General features: G+C 32.0%; 18 protein-coding genes. 3 read left to right on the top strand and 15 right to left on the bottom strand.

What is annotated here, in order from left to right:
* Positions 1-18: 18 nt before the first annotated feature.
* The 11 genes from AB3G39_RS10310 to AB3G39_RS10260 all read right to left on the bottom strand — a co-directional run bounded on the left by AB3G39_RS10310 (position 19) and on the right by AB3G39_RS10260 (position 13,724).
* Positions 19-447, bottom strand: coding sequence for a 3-hydroxyacyl-ACP dehydratase FabZ family protein (locus AB3G39_RS10310; RefSeq protein WP_367769931.1), 429 nt, complete (start codon positions 445-447; stop codon positions 19-21).
* A 23-nt stretch (positions 448-470) separates the two neighbouring features.
* The gene (locus AB3G39_RS10305; RefSeq protein ID WP_369765100.1) at positions 471-1,523 is read right to left on the bottom strand and encodes a type III polyketide synthase; all 1,053 of its coding nucleotides are present in this window, start codon (positions 1,521-1,523) and stop codon (positions 471-473) included.
* A complete protein-coding gene (locus tag AB3G39_RS10300) occupies positions 1,520-2,233 on the bottom strand; it encodes a methyltransferase domain-containing protein (protein ID WP_367769936.1) in 714 nt (237 codons plus the stop codon). The genes AB3G39_RS10305 and AB3G39_RS10300 overlap by 4 nt, the downstream gene beginning before the upstream one ends.
* Before the next feature lie 8 nt (positions 2,234-2,241).
* Positions 2,242-3,366 (bottom strand): NAD(P)/FAD-dependent oxidoreductase, encoded by a 1,125-nt coding sequence (locus AB3G39_RS10295; protein WP_367769939.1) that lies wholly within the window; start codon positions 3,364-3,366, stop codon positions 2,242-2,244.
* Between the two features lie 109 nt (positions 3,367-3,475).
* Positions 3,476-5,383: an acetate--CoA ligase gene (acs, locus tag AB3G39_RS10290; RefSeq protein WP_367769943.1), complete on the bottom strand. Its 1,908-nt coding sequence runs from the start codon at positions 5,381-5,383 to the stop codon at positions 3,476-3,478.
* Positions 5,384-5,908: 525 nt separating this feature from the next.
* Complete coding sequence (ilvC, locus tag AB3G39_RS10285) at positions 5,909-7,381, bottom strand: ketol-acid reductoisomerase (RefSeq protein WP_367769946.1); 1,473 nt, start codon at positions 7,379-7,381, stop codon at positions 5,909-5,911.
* A 10-nt stretch (positions 7,382-7,391) separates the two neighbouring features.
* Entirely contained in the window at positions 7,392-7,919 is a 528-nt protein-coding gene (ilvN, locus tag AB3G39_RS10280) for an acetolactate synthase small subunit (RefSeq protein WP_367753114.1), read from the bottom strand.
* A gap of 4 nt (positions 7,920-7,923) precedes the next feature.
* The gene (gene ilvB, locus AB3G39_RS10275) at positions 7,924-9,618 is read right to left on the bottom strand and encodes a biosynthetic-type acetolactate synthase large subunit (protein WP_369765098.1); all 1,695 of its coding nucleotides are present in this window, start codon (positions 9,616-9,618) and stop codon (positions 7,924-7,926) included.
* A 72-nt stretch (positions 9,619-9,690) separates the two neighbouring features.
* The gene (gene ilvD / locus AB3G39_RS10270) at positions 9,691-11,364 is read right to left on the bottom strand and encodes a dihydroxy-acid dehydratase (protein ID WP_369765097.1); all 1,674 of its coding nucleotides are present in this window, start codon (positions 11,362-11,364) and stop codon (positions 9,691-9,693) included.
* A 45-nt stretch (positions 11,365-11,409) separates the two neighbouring features.
* Entirely contained in the window at positions 11,410-12,525 is a 1,116-nt protein-coding gene (gene leuB, locus AB3G39_RS10265) for a 3-isopropylmalate dehydrogenase (RefSeq protein WP_369766279.1), read from the bottom strand.
* 23 nt (positions 12,526-12,548) lie between these two features.
* Positions 12,549-13,724, bottom strand: coding sequence for a 2-isopropylmalate synthase (locus AB3G39_RS10260; RefSeq protein WP_369753810.1), 1,176 nt, complete (start codon positions 13,722-13,724; stop codon positions 12,549-12,551).
* Positions 13,725-13,878: 154 nt separating this feature from the next.
* Between AB3G39_RS10260 and AB3G39_RS10255 the strand changes: the two genes are divergently transcribed.
* The gene (locus AB3G39_RS10255) at positions 13,879-15,423 is read left to right on the top strand and encodes a hypothetical protein (protein WP_367753122.1); all 1,545 of its coding nucleotides are present in this window, start codon (positions 13,879-13,881) and stop codon (positions 15,421-15,423) included.
* A gap of 65 nt (positions 15,424-15,488) precedes the next feature.
* Here the strand turns inward: AB3G39_RS10255 and AB3G39_RS10250 are convergent, their stop codons facing one another.
* Both AB3G39_RS10250 and AB3G39_RS10245 read right to left on the bottom strand, forming a co-directional pair.
* Positions 15,489-15,779, bottom strand: coding sequence for a putative quinol monooxygenase (locus AB3G39_RS10250; RefSeq protein ID WP_369753811.1), 291 nt, complete (start codon positions 15,777-15,779; stop codon positions 15,489-15,491).
* A 2-nt stretch (positions 15,780-15,781) separates the two neighbouring features.
* Complete coding sequence (locus tag AB3G39_RS10245) at positions 15,782-16,375, bottom strand: NAD(P)H-dependent oxidoreductase (RefSeq protein ID WP_367753126.1); 594 nt, start codon at positions 16,373-16,375, stop codon at positions 15,782-15,784.
* Between the two features lie 96 nt (positions 16,376-16,471).
* Between AB3G39_RS10245 and AB3G39_RS10240 the strand changes: the two genes are divergently transcribed.
* Positions 16,472-17,365: a LysR family transcriptional regulator gene (locus AB3G39_RS10240; RefSeq protein ID WP_369753813.1), complete on the top strand. Its 894-nt coding sequence runs from the start codon at positions 16,472-16,474 to the stop codon at positions 17,363-17,365.
* Positions 17,366-17,459: 94 nt separating this feature from the next.
* Positions 17,460-17,600, top strand: a complete 141-nt coding sequence (locus AB3G39_RS10235; RefSeq protein ID WP_369754114.1) for a hypothetical protein — start codon at positions 17,460-17,462, stop codon at positions 17,598-17,600.
* 33 nt (positions 17,601-17,633) lie between these two features.
* On the opposite strand, the gene AB3G39_RS10230 is transcribed toward AB3G39_RS10235, so the two are convergent.
* Both AB3G39_RS10230 and AB3G39_RS10225 read right to left on the bottom strand, forming a co-directional pair.
* Positions 17,634-19,382, bottom strand: a complete 1,749-nt coding sequence (locus AB3G39_RS10230) for a DUF885 domain-containing protein (protein WP_369765096.1) — start codon at positions 19,380-19,382, stop codon at positions 17,634-17,636.
* A gap of 69 nt (positions 19,383-19,451) precedes the next feature.
* Entirely contained in the window at positions 19,452-21,428 is a 1,977-nt protein-coding gene (locus AB3G39_RS10225; protein WP_369765095.1) for a thiamine pyrophosphate-dependent enzyme, read from the bottom strand.
* Between the last annotated feature and the right edge of the window lie 149 nt (positions 21,429-21,577).

Raw genomic sequence — 21,577 nt, 5'->3', positions numbered from 1 at the left:
AATTATTTACTTAGGCAATTAGGTGATCATTCCGGCAATCTCTCCCATGCAAACAAGGTCTCCATTCTCATTCTTCATTTTTACTTTGCATTTTAATTTTCCAAATCTAAAGTATATTTTTTCTGAAATAACGGTGACTTTTTCTTTAGGAAAAACAGGTTTTAAAAACTCTATATTACTTGAAGTTAAAGCAATTGAAGTGTTTTTATTAAAGTTTAAGTCTAATAAAAAAACACCTAAACAAACCAATCCTATTTGCGCCATAACCTCCGTTAAAATTACACCGGGAGTAACAGGAAAATTGTTGAAATGCCCTTTGTAAAAATCAAGATTTTCATCAAATGTATAACAACCCTCTACTCCATTTTCATTAACAGACGATAATTCGTCTACAAATAAAAAGGGATTTGAATAGGGCAATTTTGATATAATTTCCTGATTTGTCATTACTAATTCTTTTAATGAATTTTCTAAAATTGCAGTAAAACACGTTGTGCCGAAAACCCTGGGCCAAAACTCAACATTAATCCTTTTTCTCCTTTTGCTGGCTTATTATCCATAAATCGCTCCAAAACATACAATACAGTGGCGCTAGACATGTTTCCATACAATCGCAGTACTTCTTTAGTGTCATCGATGTTTTTGCCTAAGCTAGAGAATAAATCTTCCACTGTTTGCACAATTTTTTTTCCTCCAGGATGAAATATTAAATGATTAATATCATCAATTTTTAAGTTGTTTTTTTCTAAAAACGGATGAATGATTGCAGGAAAATGAGAAGCAATTGTATTAGGAACTTCAATATCCAATACCATTTGCAAACCTGAATTGGTTAACTTAAACCCCATCATGTGTTCATTATTATAAAAATGATACATTTCTTCCGCCACAATTTCAGGCCCCTCATCCTCTTCAAATGATGAAAGCAGCACACAAGCAGCACCATCACCAAAAATGGCAGCACTTACGATATTTGCCATAGAGAAATCATCCAATTGAAAAGTAGCCGTGGGGCTTTCCACGGCAACAACAGCAGCCCTTTTTCCAGGATTTGCCTGAAGAAAATTTTTGGCATAAATAATTCCCGAAATTCCTGCAGCACAACCCATTTCAGTAACAGGAAGCCGAACAATATCTTGACGCAGTTTCAATTTATTAATTAAATAGGCATCGAGAGACGGTATCATAATTCCGGTGCAACTCACCGTAATAATATAATCTAAATCTTCTGGTTTCCACTTGGATTTCAACAATGCTTTTTTAAGTACTTTTTCACCTAAATCAATGACTTCACGAGTATAGATATCATTTCTTTCTTCAAATGATGTTTTAGTAAAAACCTCTATAGGATCCATAATTGAATAGCGGGTATCAACTGCTGCTCCTTCAAATATTTTTTTTACTTTTCGAATAAAACGTTCGTCTTGTCCTGTCAACCAATTGTCTAGAAATGGTATAATTTCTTCCGTTGTTCTTGAATATTTTGGAAGTTGCTTAGCAACGGTATGTATTTTAACACTCATATTTTTAAAATTATCCATTGGTAACGAAAAGCCCATTTCCACTGAATGGTATAGTTTCTGAAATTTAATTTTTTTGAAAATCCAATTAAGTCTTCTTTTTTAAAACCCCTTAGTATTGAAATTAATCCATCTTCTCTTGACATTTCATTTAATTGAAATGTCGCACACAATAATTGAAATAATCTATAAGAAATTCTGCTTCTGTGTAAATCATTTATAACGATTCCCAAATCAGCATTGGCATAAAACACAGGAAGTATTTTTTCAATTTCTTCTTTTTTAAAATGATGTAATGTCAAAGTGCACAAAACAATATCATATTTTAATTCATTAAAAACTTCGCCAAAAATATCTTCACAAATAAAACTTATATTAGGATAATTAACTGATAAATTGATTGCATGATTGATGGTGAAATTATTAGCATCAACACCAATTAATTTAAAATTTAAATTGTTTTTTTTAGCATATTGAGCCAATGTTCGTAACATGTCTCCATTGCCACACCCCACATCTACAATTGTAATTTCTTTGTCAGTAACAAGGCTAGAGAGTAATTTTTCAACTCCAAGTAAAGTTAGCGTGTTTCCGCCCAATAGCTGGTTTATTTTTGCGATTTTATCTAATGCTTCACGCAAAATTTCCCCTTCCATGGTGAAATCATCCATTATCTCTTCCTTATCAGTTCGGTGCTTAGTGTTTAAAAACATTTATTCATTTATAAAATAGGTTTGCCATGAGTTTTCTTAATAATTATGGTTAAAAGAAAAGGAAATTCAACTAATATACGCAGTAGCATATCAGATAGTTTTTGTTGTTGCAAAATTGCAGATAAAAATCGCCCTGCTTTCAATCTTGCTTTAAAATTGGTAGTCCATTGCTTCAGATATTTTTGCTCTAATTCATCTCTAGATTTAATTTCTTTAGTTAAATATTTAATAACCAATTCAGATGCGATTTTTGCACTATGAATAGCCATTGCCATTCCATTTCCACACAAAGGATGGATTAACCCAGCAGTATCTCCAATCATTAAAATATGATTTTCAACTGCCTTTTTTTTATCAAATGAAACTTGGCTTATCGTTAGCGGTTTCTCAAAAAGAAGGGTACTCGTACCAAAAATATTTTTTAAAAAAGGGTTCTTTGCGATTACATTATTTTGATAGTCTTCGGTGTTTTTGTATTTTTTAAATGTTTCATAATTACATAAATAACAAATATTAATCTGATTATTTTCTACTTTTGAAACACCACAATAGCCTCCTTCAAAATTATGTAAACCTACTAAGTCCTCCCGAAAACTACCCAAATAATGTCCTTTTACGGCTAGCCAAGAAGATTTTTTTTGAATAAAATTCCTGTTTAATTTTTGATCAATTAGGGATCGTTTCCCAAAAGCCCCTATAACAATATCTGCTTTTAAAATAGTATTATTTACTGTCGAAACTGTAAATTGATTTTCTTTAAAAATAATATCTTGGACACTATCTTGAATAACCAAGCAACCATTTACTACTGCTTTTTTATATAAAAATTCATCTAAAGCAAACCTGCTAATTCCAAAACCTCCCAGCGGTAACTCACAAGAAATCATAGTTCCGCTGGAAGTCGAAAACTGTAATTTATTGATCGCGGTTGGATTCAATTCTGAAATAGTTATACCAAGCCAATTTAAATAGGGTAAGACTTCATTGGAAATGTATTCGCCACATACTTTATGTTTTGGATATTCATTTTTTTCAACTAAGATAACTTCTACTCCTATTTTAGACAAATGAATGGCAGCAGTCAGCCCTGCTAATCCACCACCAACAATAATTACAGCAGAATTTGTTTTCATATCCATGCTAATTTAGGTTATTTCTTGCAAATACTAATTTTTATTAAATAAAAAAACTGTTTCATATATTGAAACAGTTTTAATAATTTTAAAAAATAAAATCTATATTTTATTTTATTTCATTTATAATTTCTTCTACAATTTCAGGATTTAATAATGTAGAGGTGTCACCGAAATTAGTAAAATCACCAGCAGCTATTTTTCTAAGAATTCGACGCATAATTTTACCAGAACGAGTTTTTGGCAAACCAGAAACAAATTGTATTTTATCCAATTTGGCAATTGGTCCTACGTGATCTGAAATGTGTTGATTGATTTCTTTGAAAAGGTTTTCTTTATTTCTAATTTCTCCTGTTTCTTTCAAAATAACATAACCACATAAAGCATTCCCTTTTACATCATGTGGAAATCCTACTATAGCACTTTCTGCCACTGCAGGATGCTCATTAATGGCATCTTCAATAGGAGCTGTCCCTAGATTGTGTCCCGAAACAATAACTACATCATCAACACGGCCTGTAATTCTATAATACCCTACTTCATCACGTAAAGCGCCGTCACCAGTGAAAAAGTTACCTGGGTATTCCGAGAAATAAGTGTCTATATATCGTTGATGATTACCCCATATTGTTCGTGCAATTCCTGGCCATGGAAACTTGATACATAAACTTCCAACTACTTGGTTTCCTTCAATTTCATTTCGCTTGTCATCCATTAATACCGGCTGAATTCCTGGTAATGGAAGTGTAGCATAGGTTGGTTTTGTAGGAGTAACAAATGCCAAAGGAGAAATCATGATTCCGCCTGTTTCAGTTTGCCACCAAGTGTCTACGATAGGACAACGTTTCCCACCTACATGATCATTAAACCAATGCCAAGCTTCTTCGTTTATGGGTTCACCGACAGAACCAATCACTTTTAATGTATCTAAATCATATTTTTGAACGTATTCTAGACTCTCTTTTGCCAAAGAGCGAATGGCAGTTGGAGCGGTATAAAATTGTGTTACTTTGTGTTTTTTTATTGTTTCCCAATAGCGACTAAAATCAGGATAAGATGGAATTCCTTCAAAAATAACTGTTGTAGCACCGTTTAAAAGTGGTCCATAAAGGATGTAAGAATGTCCCGTAATCCAACCTATATCAGCTGTACACCAAAAAACATCATTTTCTTCGTAATTAAAAACATTTTTAAAAGTATAGGCTGTATGAACCATATAACCAGCGGTTGTATGGACCATCCCTTTTGGTTTTCCAGTAGAACCAGAAGTATATAGAATAAATAAAGGATCTTCGGAATCCATTATTTCTGCAACACAATTATCAGAGGCAATATCCAACAAGGGTTGCAACCAAATGTCTCTACCTTGTTTCATTTTAATTTCAGTATTTGTTCTTTGAACAACCAATACCGTATCTACAGAGGGACAATTTTCTAATGCTTCATCAATTATTCCTTTTAATTCAATAGTTTTATTTCCACGGTAACCTCCATCAGAAGTAATAACCATTTTACTTTCACTATCAATTATTCTATTTGCTACTGCAGAAGATGAAAATCCTGCAAAAATAACTGAATGGATAGCACCAATTCTTGCACAAGCTAAAACTGAAACTGCTAATTCAGGAATCATTGGTAAATAGATACAAACCCGATCCCCTTTTTTTATTCCTTGTTCACGCAAAACATTTGCCATTTTACAAACACGTTGATGCAATTCATTATAGGTTATGTGCAATGCCTCTTCATCGGGGTTATTGGGTTCAAAAATTATAGCAGTTTTTTCTCCTCTTTTATTTAGGTGTCTATCGATACAATTTTTGGTCATATTTAGCTTTGCTTCAGTAAACCATTTTATATCTGCTTCGGCCATATTAAATTCCACAACTTTATCCCATTGTTGATACCATGTAAAATTCTCTTCCGCTATCTTACCCCAAAATTTTCGGGGTTCTCGAACAGATTTGTTATAATGTTTGAAGTATTGCTCTAAATTTTCGATCTTATAATAACTCATGGGATATATTTTTTTATAAAAGTATTAAATCTCACTCTATTCCAAAAATTTTTTATTTGATTAATTATCAGGGTAAATTACACATAAATAATTAAAACAGGTGTTTTTTTAAAGATACCTTAAAAACTGTACAATTCCAATAAAACAGTAAACGCAAAAAAGACGAAGTAAATAGTTTACTTCGCCTTTTTTTAATTAACAATAATTGTAACAATTAAATTAATAATACAAAAATATGTTGCATTTATAACATTCCACTATTCAAAATAATTAAATATAATACACCACTTTCGCTACTATAATCTTTGAATCAATCAATTTTAAATTGATTTAAATCTTTATTTTTTTAATTAAAAAGGAATTACTCCACTTAACTAATTATCAAACCAGTTAAGTGAATGTAATAAGCAACCATATTGATCATTAAGTTTTAATAAGTTGTTTACTAATTCAAAATACATGAAAAATAAATGATACAGTGCCAATCCCAACACACCCTCATGTGCGGCAATTCCTAATTTTAATCTATACTATTTTTTTCATAGCCGTCATTGATTCTCTTAACCAAGCTCCTACTTCTTCAACTGGATGATTTCTAATTATGCTATTAACTTCGATTAATTGTTTGTTATCAACTCCGTTGTTTCCATCGTTGAATGGGCGACCCACTAAGTTAGATGGTGCATTTTTTACGTAATCAGCTATTAATGGCTTACAAGCGTGATCAAATAAATAACATCCGTACTCAGCTGTATCAGAAATTACACGGTTCATTTCGAATAATTTCTTTCTTGCAATAGTATTAGCTATTAATGGAGTTTCGTGTAATGACTCATAATATGCAGACTCTTCAATAATTCCTGAATCAGTCATAGCCTCAAATGCTAATTCTACTCCTGCTTTAACCATTGCTACCATTAATACTCCATTATCATAGTATTCTTGTTCAGAGATTACAATGTCTCCAGCTGGTGTTTTTTCAAAGTTTGTATCTCCTGTAGCTGCTCTCCAAGCTAACAAGTTTTTATCATCATTATCCCAGTCTTCCATCATTGTTTTAGAAAAGTGACCAGAGATAATATCATCCATGTGTTTTTGAAACAATGGACGCATAATATCTTTTAATTCTTCTGACGCATTGAAAGCAGCAATTTTAGCTGGATTAGATAATCTATCCATCATGTTTGTAATTCCACCATATTTCAATCCTTCAGTAATTGTTTCCCATCCGTACTGAATTAATTTTGAAGCATATCCTGCATCAATTCCTTCAGCTACCATTTTATCAAAACATAAAATAGAACCCGTTTGTAACAATCCACATAGAATAGTTTGTTCTCCCATTAAGTCTGATTTTACTTCAGCTACAAATGATGAACGCAATACTCCTGCTCTGTTTCCACCTGTAGCAACAGCATAAGCCTTAGCTTGATCTAAACCAAAACCGTTTGGGTCATTCTCAGGATGAACAGCAATTAATGTTGGAACACCAAAACCTCTTTTATATTCTTCACGCACTTCTGAACCTGGACATTTTGGAGCACACATAATAACCGTAATGTCTTTACGAATTTGCATTCCTTCTTCTACGATATTAAAACCATGAGAATAGGCTAAAGTGGAACCTTGTTTCATCAATGGCATGATAGCAGTTACAACTGCAGTATGTTGTTTATCTGGAGTAAGATTACAAACTAAATCAGCAGTTGGGATTAATTCTTCATATGTCCCTACGTTAAAACCGTTATCAGCAGCATTCATGAAAGAAGCTCTTTTTTGAGCAATAGCTTCTGCACGTAATGCATATGAAATATCTAAACCTGAATCTCTCATGTTCAAACCTTGATTTAAACCTTGAGCTCCACAACCAACAATAACTACTTTTTTACCTTTTAAAGCTTCGATTCCATTAGCAAATTCTGATTGATCCATGAATTCGCAAACGCCTAATTGTTCTAATTGTAATCTAAGTGGTAATGAATTGAAATAATTTGCCATTTTTTAATTTTTATTTTTGTTTTAATTCTTCTAATAATGCTGAAATTTCCATTTTTTCTTTGGAAATCGATATTCTTCCTGAACGCACAAACTGCATGATTCCGAAAGGTTTTAAATTTTGATATAACTCTTCAATTTCAGAACGTTTTCCTGATTTTGAAATCACAAAAAAGTCTCTTGAAACTGTAACTATTTCAGAATTACTATCTTTTATAATATTTTGAATTTGTCTTTCGTCAAATAATAAACTAGATTCTATTTTAAACAAAGCATTTTCTAAGAAAATAGTTTCTTCATCAATGTGATAAAATGCTTTAATAACTTCAATTTGCTTCTCTATTTGACCTACAATATTCTGAACCCACTTTTCAGTAGTATTGACTACAATAATAAATCGAGATACAGATTCAATTTCTGATTCTGAAACATTTAAACTCAATATATTAATATGGCGCTTTAAGAATATCCCTGATATTCTATTTAATAGCCCAACGTTATTTTCTGAATAAACAGAAATAGTGAATGTTTGATTTTCCATAATATTAACTTAATCTGATATCAGAAACAGAAGCTCCTGTTGGAATCATTGGGAATACATTATTTTCTTTTTCTACCATAACTTCAAGGAAGTACGATTCTTTTGAAGCCATCATTTCGGCTACAGCTGCATCTAAATCTTCTCTTTTAGTTACTTTTTTTGCTTTGATATAATACCCTTCTGCAATAGCTATAAAATTAGGATTTATCATTTCTGTAGAAGCATATCTTTTATCAAAGAACAATTGTTGCCATTGACGAACCATTCCTAAGAATTCATTGTTCAAGACTACAATTTTCACAGGAACTTTCGTTTGAAAAATAGTTCCTAATTCTTGAATTGTCATTTGAAAACCACCATCTCCTATAATTGCTACTACTTCACGTTCTGGCATTCCCATTTTAGCACCAATTGCCGCAGGTAGTGCAAATCCCATTGTTCCTAATCCACCTGAATTAATAATACTTTTAGAATTATTAAATTTAGCGTAACGACAAGCAAACATTTGATGCTGACCTACGTCTGGAACTATAATTGCATCTCCTTTAGAATGTTTATTTATCATTTCAATAGTTTCTCCCATAGAAATTCCTTCTTTCTTTGGTTTTAACTCATCATTGATTACGGTATCTAATTCTATTTGATATAATTTTTTGAATTCATTATGCCAAGACTCATGTTTTTTCTCTTCAATTAAAGGTATAATTGCAGCCAAAGATTCTTTGATATCAGCTAAAACAGCTACTTCAGTTTTTACATTTTTGTCAATTTCAGCAGGATCAATATCAAAGTGAATTACTTTTGCTTGTTTAGCATACGTTTCTAAATTTCCAGTTACACGATCATCAAATCGCATCCCTAGAGCAATTAAAACATCGCATTCGTTAGTCAATACATTTGGACCATAATTTCCATGCATTCCTAACATACCCACATTTAATGCATGATCGGTAGGTAAAGCTGAAAGACCTAGAATAGTCCAAGCAGCAGGAATCCCTGATTTTTCAATAAATGCTTTTAACAACTCTTCGGCTTGACCAAGAATAATTCCTTGACCAAAAACGATAAATGGTTTTTTAGCACTATTAATTAAAGCAGCAGCAGCTTCCACTTTTTTTAATTTTAATTTTGGAACAGCAACATAACTTCTAATTCCGGTACATTTTTTATAACTGAATTCAAATTCATCGAATTGAGCATTTTTTGTAATGTCTATTAAAACAGGTCCTGGACGCCCAGATCTAGCAATATAAAATGCTTTTGCCATGATTTCTGGAATCTCAGAGGCTTCAGTAATTTGGTAATTCCATTTAGTTACCGGAGTCGAAATCCCAATAATATCTGTTTCTTGAAAAGCATCTGAACCCAATAAATGTTTTCCTACTTGACCTGTAATACACACCATAGGTGTTGAATCAATTTGAGCATCGGCAATTCCTGTTACCAAGTTTGTCGCTCCTGGTCCTGAAGTTGCAATAGCAACACCCACTTTTCCAGTAGCTCTTGCAAAACCTTGAGCAGCATGAGTAGCACCTTGTTCATGACGAACTAAAACGTGATGTAATTGATCTTTAAATTTATATAATTCGTCATAAACTGGCATTATAGCACCACCTGGGTAACCATAAACCAAATCTACTCCTTCTTCTAATAAGCATCTAATAACGGCTTCGGCGCCTGATATTTTATTTGTTCCCATTGGTTATATATATTGTTTTCGAAGTGAAATGAGAGATAGTAAATTCAAACTATTCCACTTTTTTTTTGTAAATTATTTATCAGTAACACATCCTTCAGATGCACTTGAAACTGATCGTATATATTTCAGTAAAACTCCCTTATTCACTTTTAAAGCAGGTTGAACCCAACTTGCTTTTCGAGCTGCAAACTCATCCTCTGTTATTTTTAGATTAATAGTGTTTTTCACAGCATCGATAGTAATAGTATCACCGTCCTTGACGAGAGCTATACCTCCACCCTCAAAAGCTTCGGGAGTAACATGTCCTACAACAAAACCATGTGAACCACCAGAGAATCTACCATCAGTAATTAAAGCAACTGAACTTCCTAAACCAGCTCCCATAATCGCTGATGTTGGTTTAAGCATTTCTGACATTCCAGGGCCTCCTTTTGGACCACAATACCTAATGACGACTACATTACCCGGTTTAACTTCTCCGGCTTGTACCCCTGTAATTACATCGAATTCATTTTCATAAACTATCGCTGTTCCTTCAAAATATTCTCCTTCTTTACCACTAATTTTGGCTACACAACCCTCTTCTGCAAGATTTCCGTATAAAATTTGAATATTTCCTGTTGGTTTTAATGCTTTATGAATTTCATGTATTACATCTTGACCATCATTTAAATTAGGGACTGATGCTAAATTCTCCGCTATAGTTTTCCCTGTTACTGTCAAACAGTCACCATGTAAGAAACCTTCTTTCAATAAATATTTCATTACTGCTGGAACACCACCTACATTATGTAAGTCTTCCATTAAATATTTACCACTTGGTTTTAAATCAGCTAGCAATGGAGTTTTATCACTAATATCTTGGAAATCTTTTAAAGTAATTTCAATATCAACTGAATGCGCCATTGCAATTAAATGCATTACCGCATTTGTAGAACCTCCTAAAACAGCAACTATTGTAATAGCATTTTCAAATGCTTTACGAGTCATGATGTCTCTAGGCTTAATATCTTTTTCTAATAATATTCTGATGGCGCGACCAGCATCAGCACATTCTTGTTTCTTTTCTGGACTCAAAGCAGGATTAGAAGAACTATATGGCAAACTCATTCCTAAAGCTTCTATTGCTGATGACATCGTGTTTGCAGTATACATACCACCACATGCACCTGCACCTGGACAAGAATTTTGAATTACTCCTTTAAAATCTTCTGGTGTAATGGTGTTGCTGAATTTTTTTCCTAATGCTTCAAAAGCCGAAACAATATTCAAATCTTCTCCTTTCCACTTTCCTGGATGAATTGATCCACCGTAAACCATAATAGAAGGGCGATTTACTCTACCCATAGCCATTAAAGCGCCTGGCATATTTTTATCGCAACCAGGAACTGCAATCATACCATCGTACCATTGTGCCCCCATAACTGTTTCAATAGAATCAGCAATTACATCTCTAGAAACCAATGAAAAACGCATTCCTTCATTACCATTAGAGATACCATCACTTACACCAATAGTATTAAAAATCAAACCAACTAAATCAGCTGCCCAAACCCCTGTTTTTATATCTTTAGCCAAATCGTTTAGGTGCATATTACAGGTATTTCCTTCATACCCCATACTTACAATTCCAACTTGTGCTTTCTTTAAATCTTCTTCTGTTAAACCTATTCCATACAACATAGCTTGAGAAGCTGGTTGCGTTTCATCTTGAGTTATGGTTTTACTATATTTATTTAATTCCATTATATATGTCTATTTGTATATGTTTTTTTAATTTAATTTTTAAAGCTATACAATTGTTGATTGCCCTAAATTCACATTATCCATTTTAAAATATAAATCACCTTTACTAAGTATGTAATTTGCGATATAATCACCCACTTCATTAGTACCAAATTTAGAATTCACTTTTAAATCAATTGTAACAATTTGATTAACTATTGCTTTTTCTACTGCTTCAAAAACAGCTACTGATTCTTTTACAAGTCCAAAATGTTCTAATAACATTCCAGCTGATAATATTGAAGCAATTGGATTGGCACAATTTTTATTTTTTACTTCATTATAACTTCCGTGAATCGGTTCAAAAAGCGAGTATTTTTCACCTACTGATGCAGATGACATAAGTCCCTTAGAACCTGCAATTACACTAGCTTCATCAGATAATATATCACCAAATAAATTGTCAGTTAGTAATACATCAAATTGTCTCGGATTTAAGATTAATTGCATTGCTGCATTATCTACATATAAAAACTCTAAAGTTACATCTGGATAATCTTTTGCAATTCTTTGAACTACTTTTCTCCATAAACGGGATGTTTCTAATACGTTAGCTTTATCAACTAATGTTACTTTTTTGCGTCTTTCTTGAGCCGATTTGAAGGCTAGATGTGTTATTTTAGAAATTTCATCTTCATTATATTCACAAAGGTCAGAAGCATATGTTCCCTCTTCATTTGTTTTCTTTTCACCAAAATACATTCCTCCATTTAATTCTCTATAAATGACAAAATCCGTTCCCTGAAGAATTTCTTTTTTAATAGGAGATGCATCCATTAATTTTGGATATGCTTTTATAGGCCTAATATTCGCATATAAACCCAATTCCTTACGCAGTTTTAATAAACCTTGCTCAGGACGTATTTTAGATTCTGGATTATTATCATACATAGGATCGCCAATGGCACCAAACAAAATTGAATCTGTATTTTTACACAAATTTAAAGTTTGATCTGGTAATGGTTTTCCAGTTCTCTCAATAGCAACGGCCCCAATTAAAGCATCTTCAAAAGTGAATTCATGACCAAATACTAAAGCAATAGCACCTAATGCCTTTTTGGCTTGTAAAATTACCTCTGGTCCTATACCATCACCAGCTAATACGGCTATTTTTAATTTTATCATATGATTAGGTATAAAGATTATTAATTTCTGATTAAATCACTTTGTATTTTACACGCTTCAATAATTTGATGAATATCATCATCTAAAACTTCTTTTTTAATATCAGCAAATTTTAAAAATTCGATATATATAATATCCAATTGCACTTTAGTAAGTTCATAACCTACTTTTTTTGCTCTATAAGCTAATGCTGCTCTTCCACTTCTGGCAGTCAATACAATTGAAGATTCATTTACACCAACTTCAAGTGGATCCATGATTTCATATGTTGCTCTGTTCTTAATCACACCATCTTGATGAATTCCAGAACTGTGAGCAAAAGCATTGGCTCCTACAATCGCTTTATTCGGCTGAACAATCATACCCATACTTTCAGAAACTAAACGACTCATTTCGTTTAATTGTTTTGTGTCAATATCAGTATATAAATTTAAGTAAGGATGTTGTTTAAAAATCATTACCACTTCTTCAAGTGCTGTGTTTCCAGCTCTTTCCCCAATTCCATTTATAGTACATTCAATTTGTCTAGCTCCATTTATTGCTCCTGAAATAGAATTTGCTGTTGCCATTCCCAAGTCATTATGACAATGACAGGACAGAATTACATTTTCAATTCCTTTAACATTCTCTCTTAAATATTTTATTTTAGCACCATATTCTTCTGGTAAGCAATATCCTGTTGTATCCGGAATATTCAATACAGTAGCACCGGATTTAATCACTTCCTCACAGACTCGAGCTAAGAAATCATTGTCCGTTCTACCTGCATCCTCAGCGTAAAACTCAACATCTTCTACATATGATTTAGCATGAGAAACTGCAAATTTTGCTCTTATAATAATATCTTCTCTTGTTGTATTGAGTTTATGGATTATATGTGAATTCGATGTACCAATACCAGTATGGATACGAGGTTTTTTTGCATATTTTAAAGCCGCTGCTGCAACATCAATATCATTCTTAACAGCTCTAGTTAATCCACAAACAGTAGCGTTTTTAACAACTTTACTGATTTCAGAAACAGATAAAAAATCACCTGGGCTTGAAACAGGAAACCCAGCTTCTATAATATCAACACCCATTTCATCTAATCTATTTGCTATAATTAGTTTTTGATTGGTGTCTAATTTACATCCAGGGACTTGTTCTCCATCTCTTAAAGTGGTATCAAAAATTTGAACTTTCTCTCTATTCATTTTCATTTATTTAATGTAATTTCACATCTCGATAACAAAAATAGATTTCATTACTTTAAAATAAAACTCAATTTAATGAAATATACTGCTTATAAAGCATACAAATACTTTGTAAGTAACTGAAAAACAACTAATTAAGCTTCTATATTTTACAATGGCTAACCATCAAAAAGATTTCTTATTTGTACTAATAAAATCCCTTTCAAAGTCTGAAAAAAGACAATTTAAGATATTTGCTAGCAGACTTGAGACGAGTTCAAATACAAAGTTCATAGAATTATTTAACATTTTAGACAAATCTGAAGTCTATGATGAGAAACTTATTTTGAAAAGTGGGATTATTAAAAAAGTACAATTATCAAATCTCAAGTCCTATTTATATAAGCAAATTTTAGTAAGCATTAGACTGAACATCCCTAGCCAAAACATTCGTTATCAATTAAGGGAGCAAATTGATTTCGCTGCAATTCTTTACAACAAAGGACTTTACAAACAAAGTCTAAAAATATTAGATAAAACAAAACAACAAGCCATTGAAAATGATGAAAAATACATGGCTTTTGAAATTGTTGAATTTGAGAAACTAATCGAATCCCAATATATCACCCGAAGTATTCAAGGACGTGCAGATGAATTAGTAATTCAAGCCAAAGAACTGAATTATCGCAATACTATTTCCAGTAAATTGTCTAATTTATCTTTGCAACTCTATGGTATCATGCTTAAAACTGGATACGTGAAAAGTGATGAAGAATACAAATATATAGACGATTATTTTAATAAACACATTTCTAAATTTGATGAAAACAAATTTGGCTTTCGTGAAAAATATTGGTTTTACAATGCGAATCTATGGCGTAGTTTTTTAGTTCAAGATTTTTTAGCCAGTTATAAATATGCTTATAAATGGGTAACTCTTTTCTACGACAATCCCAATATGATTTTTTTAAATCCTGTCTTTTTCCTAAAAGGAAACCATTATTTATTAGAATCATTTTTCATGTTGAAATACAAATCAAAGTTTAAAAAATACCTTGATTTATTAGAAGAAACAATTCATGATTCTCGTTTTCCAGTAAATGACAATATTGCATCTCTTTCTTTTTTGTATTTATATAATAATAAATTAAACTATCATATTCTAGAAGGTACATTTGATGAAAGTGAATACTTAATTCCAGAGATTTTGGAAAAAATTCAAATTCACAATGAACACCTTGATGAACATCACGAAATGATGTTTTATTATAAAATTGCTTGTATTTATTTTGGTACAGAAAAGTATGCAGAATCAATTTACTATTTGGAAAAAATAATAAACAATAAGAATCTTATCATGCGTGAAGATTTGATGTGCTTTGCGCGTTTGCTTTATTTGATAGTTCATTATGAAATGGGTAAAGACTTTAATTTAGAAACTCAATTAAAATCAACTTATAAATTCTTATTAAAAATGAATGATTTGCATGAAGTGCAAAAAGAAATTATTCGATTTTTGAAGAATTTAAATTCATTATATCCAGGTGATATTAAAAAGGAATTTATAAAAATGAGAGAACGTTTTATTGAATTGGAAAAAAACACTTATGAAAAAAGAGCCTTTCTCTACTTAGATATTATTTCTTGGCTAGAAAGCAAAATTGAAAATAGAAAAATAGCTGATATTATGAAAGAAAAAGCCAAATTAATCAATCGTTAATTAAAATTTTCTCCATGAAAAAAGCACTTCTGAATACGTTTCAAAAGTGCTTTTTTTTTAATTACCTACTCTACCCTTGAAGTACTATGAACAATAGGCGTATCTTGTAAAAGTGTTTTTGATATTGCAAAAAAATCTCTAATGTAACTTTGGTTATTATGAATGTCTAATCCGTCCTGATCTTCCCAAATTTCATGAAAAATAAATACTGAAGGATCTTTTTTACTTTGATGTAAATCATATTGCAAACAAGCCACTTCCTTATTTGATTGAATAACCAATTCTTTCAATTTACTTTTTAATTCTTCTATGTTTTCTGCTTTACTTTTAAGTAGTACTGTTAAATGTATTTTCATAATTAATTTAAAAATAGTTTAGTTAAATGTTCTTGATACAAATTTAGATCTTTTTCAATATCGGCATTTTTTTCAACATCATGAAAATGAATACTTTGTAAGGGTTTCATTCCTGTAAAAGCGTTCATTCTATGAAAACCAAATAAAACTCCATCGTCAACACTTTGTTGATTAAAAAATTCTCCAGGCAAAGTAAAGGCTTCTTTAGGTGCATTCCAAGATGAAGTTATCATGTATTTTTTACCATGAAGCATTCCACCAGTTCCGTAGTTTATTGTTGGGTTTTCTGATGATCGCCCATCACTTCTATAAATTCCTTTGGCATGTCCAGCGGTAAAAACAACATCTATATACTTTTTAAAACCATGTGGCAATTGAAACCACCATATTGGGGTATGATATATAATAGCATCCGCCCACACAAAGTTTTCAACTTCGATTACAGGATTATATTCCTCATTAATATTAGTAGTTCTTATTTCAAAATCCGAATGATTTTGAAAAAACGAAGCCGTTTCATTTGCAATTGTTTCATTAAATCGACCTCCTGAATGACCAAATTTTTGACCACCATTGATTATAAATATTTTTCTCATAATTTTGTTGAATAATTTATGATGCAAATTTAAAGCAGTCATAACTATTATAAAAATAACTTAATTCATACCTTTGTATTATAATTATAATAGAATATGATCAATTTAGAATGGTACCGTACTTTTAAAGCAATATATAAAACTGGAACTTTGACCCATGCAGCCGAAGTTTTGTTTATTTCGCAACCTGGCGTAAGCTTACATTTAAGTTCTCTTGAAAATTATGTAGGTTACAAATTGTTTGACAGGACTGGAAGAAAAATGATTCCTACCGAAAAAGGAAAAGTCCTTTATAATTTTATAATAGATGCGCTAACAAAACTCGAAGAAGCAGAAAAAAATTTTCAAAGAAGTACCGAAAAAAACACACCAACAATTAGTGTAGGAATGTGTTTTGAAACATTTCAAATTACACTAGAGCAGTACATCTCAGCGCTACCTTTTAATGTTATTATCCAATTCGGTGAATATCCTGAAATGGTAGAAAATCTTGAAAAAGGAATTTTGGATTTAATAATTACCCCCCAAATGGTTATTAAAAATGCGATTGAATACCAAGCATTTTCATCTGAAACGATTGTTCTTGTAGGCGGAAATGAAATTGATAACGAGGAATTCAAAGAAATTGAACAAAATCAAAGTATTGAAAACTTGGAACTTTGGCTAAAACAACAAAAATGGTATGGAACTACTGGAGACATGGAGCATTTACGCCGTTTTTGGCAGTTAAATTTCAATAAATACCCTGATTTTAGACCAAATTATATTGTTCCAAACATAAACTCGATAGTCCGTTGTTTAAGCAGTGGTAAAGGATTGGCTGTGGTTCCCGATTTTCTGTGTCGTAAAGAAATAGAAAATGGTTCCGTAAAGATTATCTGGGAAGGAAAAACACCTTTAAAAAACATTCTATACTTTGCTACCCGAAAAAAAACGATCTATGAAGAAGAGATTAATTTGATAAAGAAAATTTTTATGGAATTAGAATAAACCAATATAACTCCCTGTTTCTTTTATATAAATTTAGCTATTTGTTTCAATATTTACTGTTCTTCTTTTTTGTATTCAATAAATTATTAATTTTATGAAAACATTAAAACTAAAAGATATGAATGGCTTTTTTAAAACAATTTTAGCTGGCTATGGTGCCAAGAAATTAGGTGGTGGTTGCTTTGGAACTATTCTTATATTTATAATTCTATATTGGATTTTAGGTAAGTTTTAGAATTCTAAAACTTACCTACATATCATAAATGAGTTATTTTTTAAGGTCTTTTAGCATCAGTTCTTTTATGAATTTTACAGGAGAACTGCCATAGCTCAGAAATTTTTCATGGAAATTTTTTAGATTAAAGTGAGCTCCTTGTTCTTTTTTTAGCATCTCCCTAAATTCATATATTTCAGTATATCCTGTAAAATAAGAACATAATTGAACTTGCGATAAACTTACACGATTCCACTTCCCTTCTGCTTCTGCTTGTTGTTGAAAAGCGTCTACTACTAACAAATGCATTGCTTCTTCCTTGCTCATGTTTTTAGTATGTACACTATAGTCCAAAATTAAATTACAAGTTGTTCTTAAATTCCATTTGTAATACATCAACCACATTTCATCTGAGTTTTTATAGCCATTTTCTAACATCATCAGTTCTGCATATACAGCCCAACCTTCAATCATAGCTCCATTACCCAGAATAGATTTAATCAAACTTGGGGATTGATTGCTATAGACCAGTTGCGTATAATGCCCCGGAATGGCTTCATGAATGTTTAGAATTTGCAATACATAATCATTGTATTCCCTTAAGTAGCTTTCAGATTTATCAGCGCTCCAACCAGACATACTTCCCACATTGTAATAGGTATTTGCATTTTTATCATATGGTCCTGGTGCCGAAATGGAAGCGCCAGCAACTCCAGCCATATAAGCCGGTTCTTTGCGCACTAGTAAAGGTTTTGACGGATCTATATAAAGTAAATCTTTTTCTTTTACAAAAGCCATCAGTTCTGGAATTTGCTTCTCTATAGCCGACTGAAACTTAGCAGGTGTAGTATGTTGTAACGAAATCTTATCTATTACGGTTTTTATAAGAAATAAACTATCAGTTGGCTTCGGAGTTTCTTTCATGTATTTTACCCATAATTTGTCGGCCAAAGCATACATTTTTTGATGCAACTCCTTTTTATGATCCACTGCTTTTTTAAAAATGGTATCCGCCTTATAACTCGATTGAATGTCTAATTCAAATTTCTCTTTGTACAAATCAGCTCCCAATCTAAAAGAACGAGGTGTTTTATTATCTAAATCTTTCAACCAATCCGTATAGGTAACAATTGCGTTAACCGCTACTTTAGCCTTGTCTTTTATTTCTTTCTTCTCTGAATCTCCTAATTTGCTTTTGCTTAAAGCGGTATTTAAATCCTTTTCAAAAATAGAAATTCCTCCTAGATTTTGAGTAATGGCAAGTGCTGTATGTTCTAAAGTTGGATTTTTAATATTTATTTTGGCCGCTTCATAGTAGGCCGTAATTCCATTCATTTTTAAATTAAAATTATGTAATCGAGACTCCAATGAATCGTATTTCCCATTTAATATCGATGCAAAGGCACTACATACATTGTATTCAGAGGGATCCCATTGATAGGATTTAAGTTTGTCTATTTTAAAAATAGTGCTTTGTAGCTGATTTTTGATAATATAATAATCAATTATATTAGGATCTGAAAGATTCTCTAGTGGATAATTTTGAATGGAATCTAGTTGTGAATGAGCAAAGTCTAACTGCTTTTTTAAGTAAACCGAATCTGAAGCGACCAATACGCTATCTAATTTATGATACCCTTGACTAGATGCCCAATCTGGATAAACATCCCATAAAGTGGTTACATATCCTTTTTTATAATGCTCGAATTTCTCATTTAAGTTGATTCCTTCTGTTGTTTTTGGCTTTTTATTACAGGAAAACACGAGAAGAAGTGATAGAATTGGGAAAAGTATTTTTTTCATATTAAGTCATTTCAAAAAAATAAAGATATAAAAAATGCCGTTCAATGAACGGCATTTTTTATTCTAATATTAATAAGCTAAAAGCGCTACTAACTCTTTTTCGAATCGGCCTTTCGGCAAATAATGATCTTCCAGTATTTTTGTAAACGGAATTGGCGTGTCTAAACTTGCTACTCGCCTCACAGGAGCATCCAAGTATTTAAAACATTCCTCCATTATCATTGCCGAAATATCACTAGCAATACCTCCAAACATAGAATCCTCTTGATAAATAATGACTCTTCCCGTTTTCTTCACTGATTTGAAAATAGCTTCAGTATCCAGTGGTTGTAGCGTTCTTAGATCCAATAAATCAGCTGAAATAGATGGATTTTTTTCTAATGTATCCAAAGCCCAGTGGACTGCAGCTCCAAAAGAAATGATAGTTACTTGACTCCCTTCTTTCAATAAAGCAGCTTTCCCTAATGGCAGAGTGTAATAGTCTGTAGGTACTTCTTGGTAAACGGAACGATACAGTTGTTTGTGTTCAAAAAACATAACTGGATTTGGATCGTTGATTGAAGAATTTAATAATCCCTTAGCATCATAAGGAAAAGCAGGATATACCACTTTCAATCCTGGTGTTTTAGTAAACCAAGCTTCATTCGTTTGGGAGTGAAATGGTCCAGCTTGGGTTCCACCACCACATGGCATACGCACCACAACATCGGCTTTTTCTAACCAGCGGTAATGCGATTTAGCTAACAAATTTACAATTGGATTAAATCCAGTCGAAACAAAATCGGCAAATTGCATCTCTACAATTGCTTTGTGTCCATTGATTGATAATCCCATTCCAGCCGAAACTATAGCGCTTTCACAAATAGGCGTATTGATCACGCGTTCTTTTCCAAACTGTGCTACAAATCCATCTGTTATTTTAAAAGCTCCACCATATTCAGCAATGTCTTGCCCCATAATAACCAAGTTATCATGACGCTCCATAGATTGTTTTAAACTGCTTGAAATCGCGTCTATAAATCGTATTTTTTCTTTTTGTTCAGAAGGTTTAATTTGCTCATATACAAATGGTTTGTATATATCATTTAATTCTTCACTTTCTGAATATTCTATTTCTGGTTCAGCATTGGCCAAAGCCAAACCTTCATCAATATCTTTCTTGATTTCGGAACGTAAAGTTTCGTCAAAATCATCATTTAGGATTCCATTTTCTTTTAAATATTTTCGGTAATTTTCAACAGGATCTTTAATTGCCCAATGATCCATTAATTCTTGTGGTACATATTTAGTTCCACTTGCCTCTTCATGCCCTCTCATTCTAAAGGTTTTGAATTCTAGCAAAATGGGACGTGGATTTATTTTCATTGAAGCTTTCAATTCAGACAATAAATTATACACTTCAAGTATATTATTCCCATCCACAATATGGCTTTCCATGCCGTATCCAATCCCTTTGTCAGCCAGGTTTTCACAGCGGTATTGCTCATTAGTAGGAGTCGAAAGTCCGTATCCATTGTTTTCAATGACAAATAGAACGGGTAATTCCCAAACTGAAGCAATATTCAAAGCTTCATGAAAATCTCCTTCTGAGGTTGCTCCTTCTCCTGTAAAAACGGCAGTAACTTTTCCGTTTTTCTTTAGTTTATTGGCTAAGGCGATTCCATCAGCAATTCCTAGCTGTGGTCCTAAATGGGAAATCATTCCAATAATCTTATATTGTTGCGTCCCAAAGTGAAAACTTCGATCCCTACCTTTAGTAAATCCATTTGCTTTTCCTTGCCATTGCGAGAATAAACGATATAAAGGGATGTTTCTACCGGTAAATACACCTAGATTTCGATGCATTGGTAAAATGTATTCATCAGGGTCCAAAACGGCAGTAACTCCTACCGATATAGCTTCTTGTCCAATTCCTGAAAACCATTTAGATACTTTTCCTTGACGAATGAGAATAAGCATTTTCTCCTCAATAAGTCGTGGTTTAAGTATTCTTTTGTATAAATCTAATAAGGTGTCGTCAGTAAGGTTTTGTCTATCAAAGTTCATTTTTATAGTTTTATTAGGCAATTCAAAGATAGAAAAATATAACAGTTTTGATTAAATTTGTTATATTATTTTATTTTGTTTATAACTTTTGAAATTCTTTTCTAAAATTATTCAATACCTTTGTGGTTGTTAGGCTTTTGAAGCCTTCT

The organism is Flavobacterium sp. WC2416 (assembly GCF_041200095.1).
Classification (GTDB): Bacteria; Bacteroidota; Bacteroidia; order Flavobacteriales; family Flavobacteriaceae; genus Flavobacterium.
The sequence above is the reverse complement of the archived record's forward strand: the minus strand, read 5'-3'. Positions and strand labels throughout refer to the sequence as shown.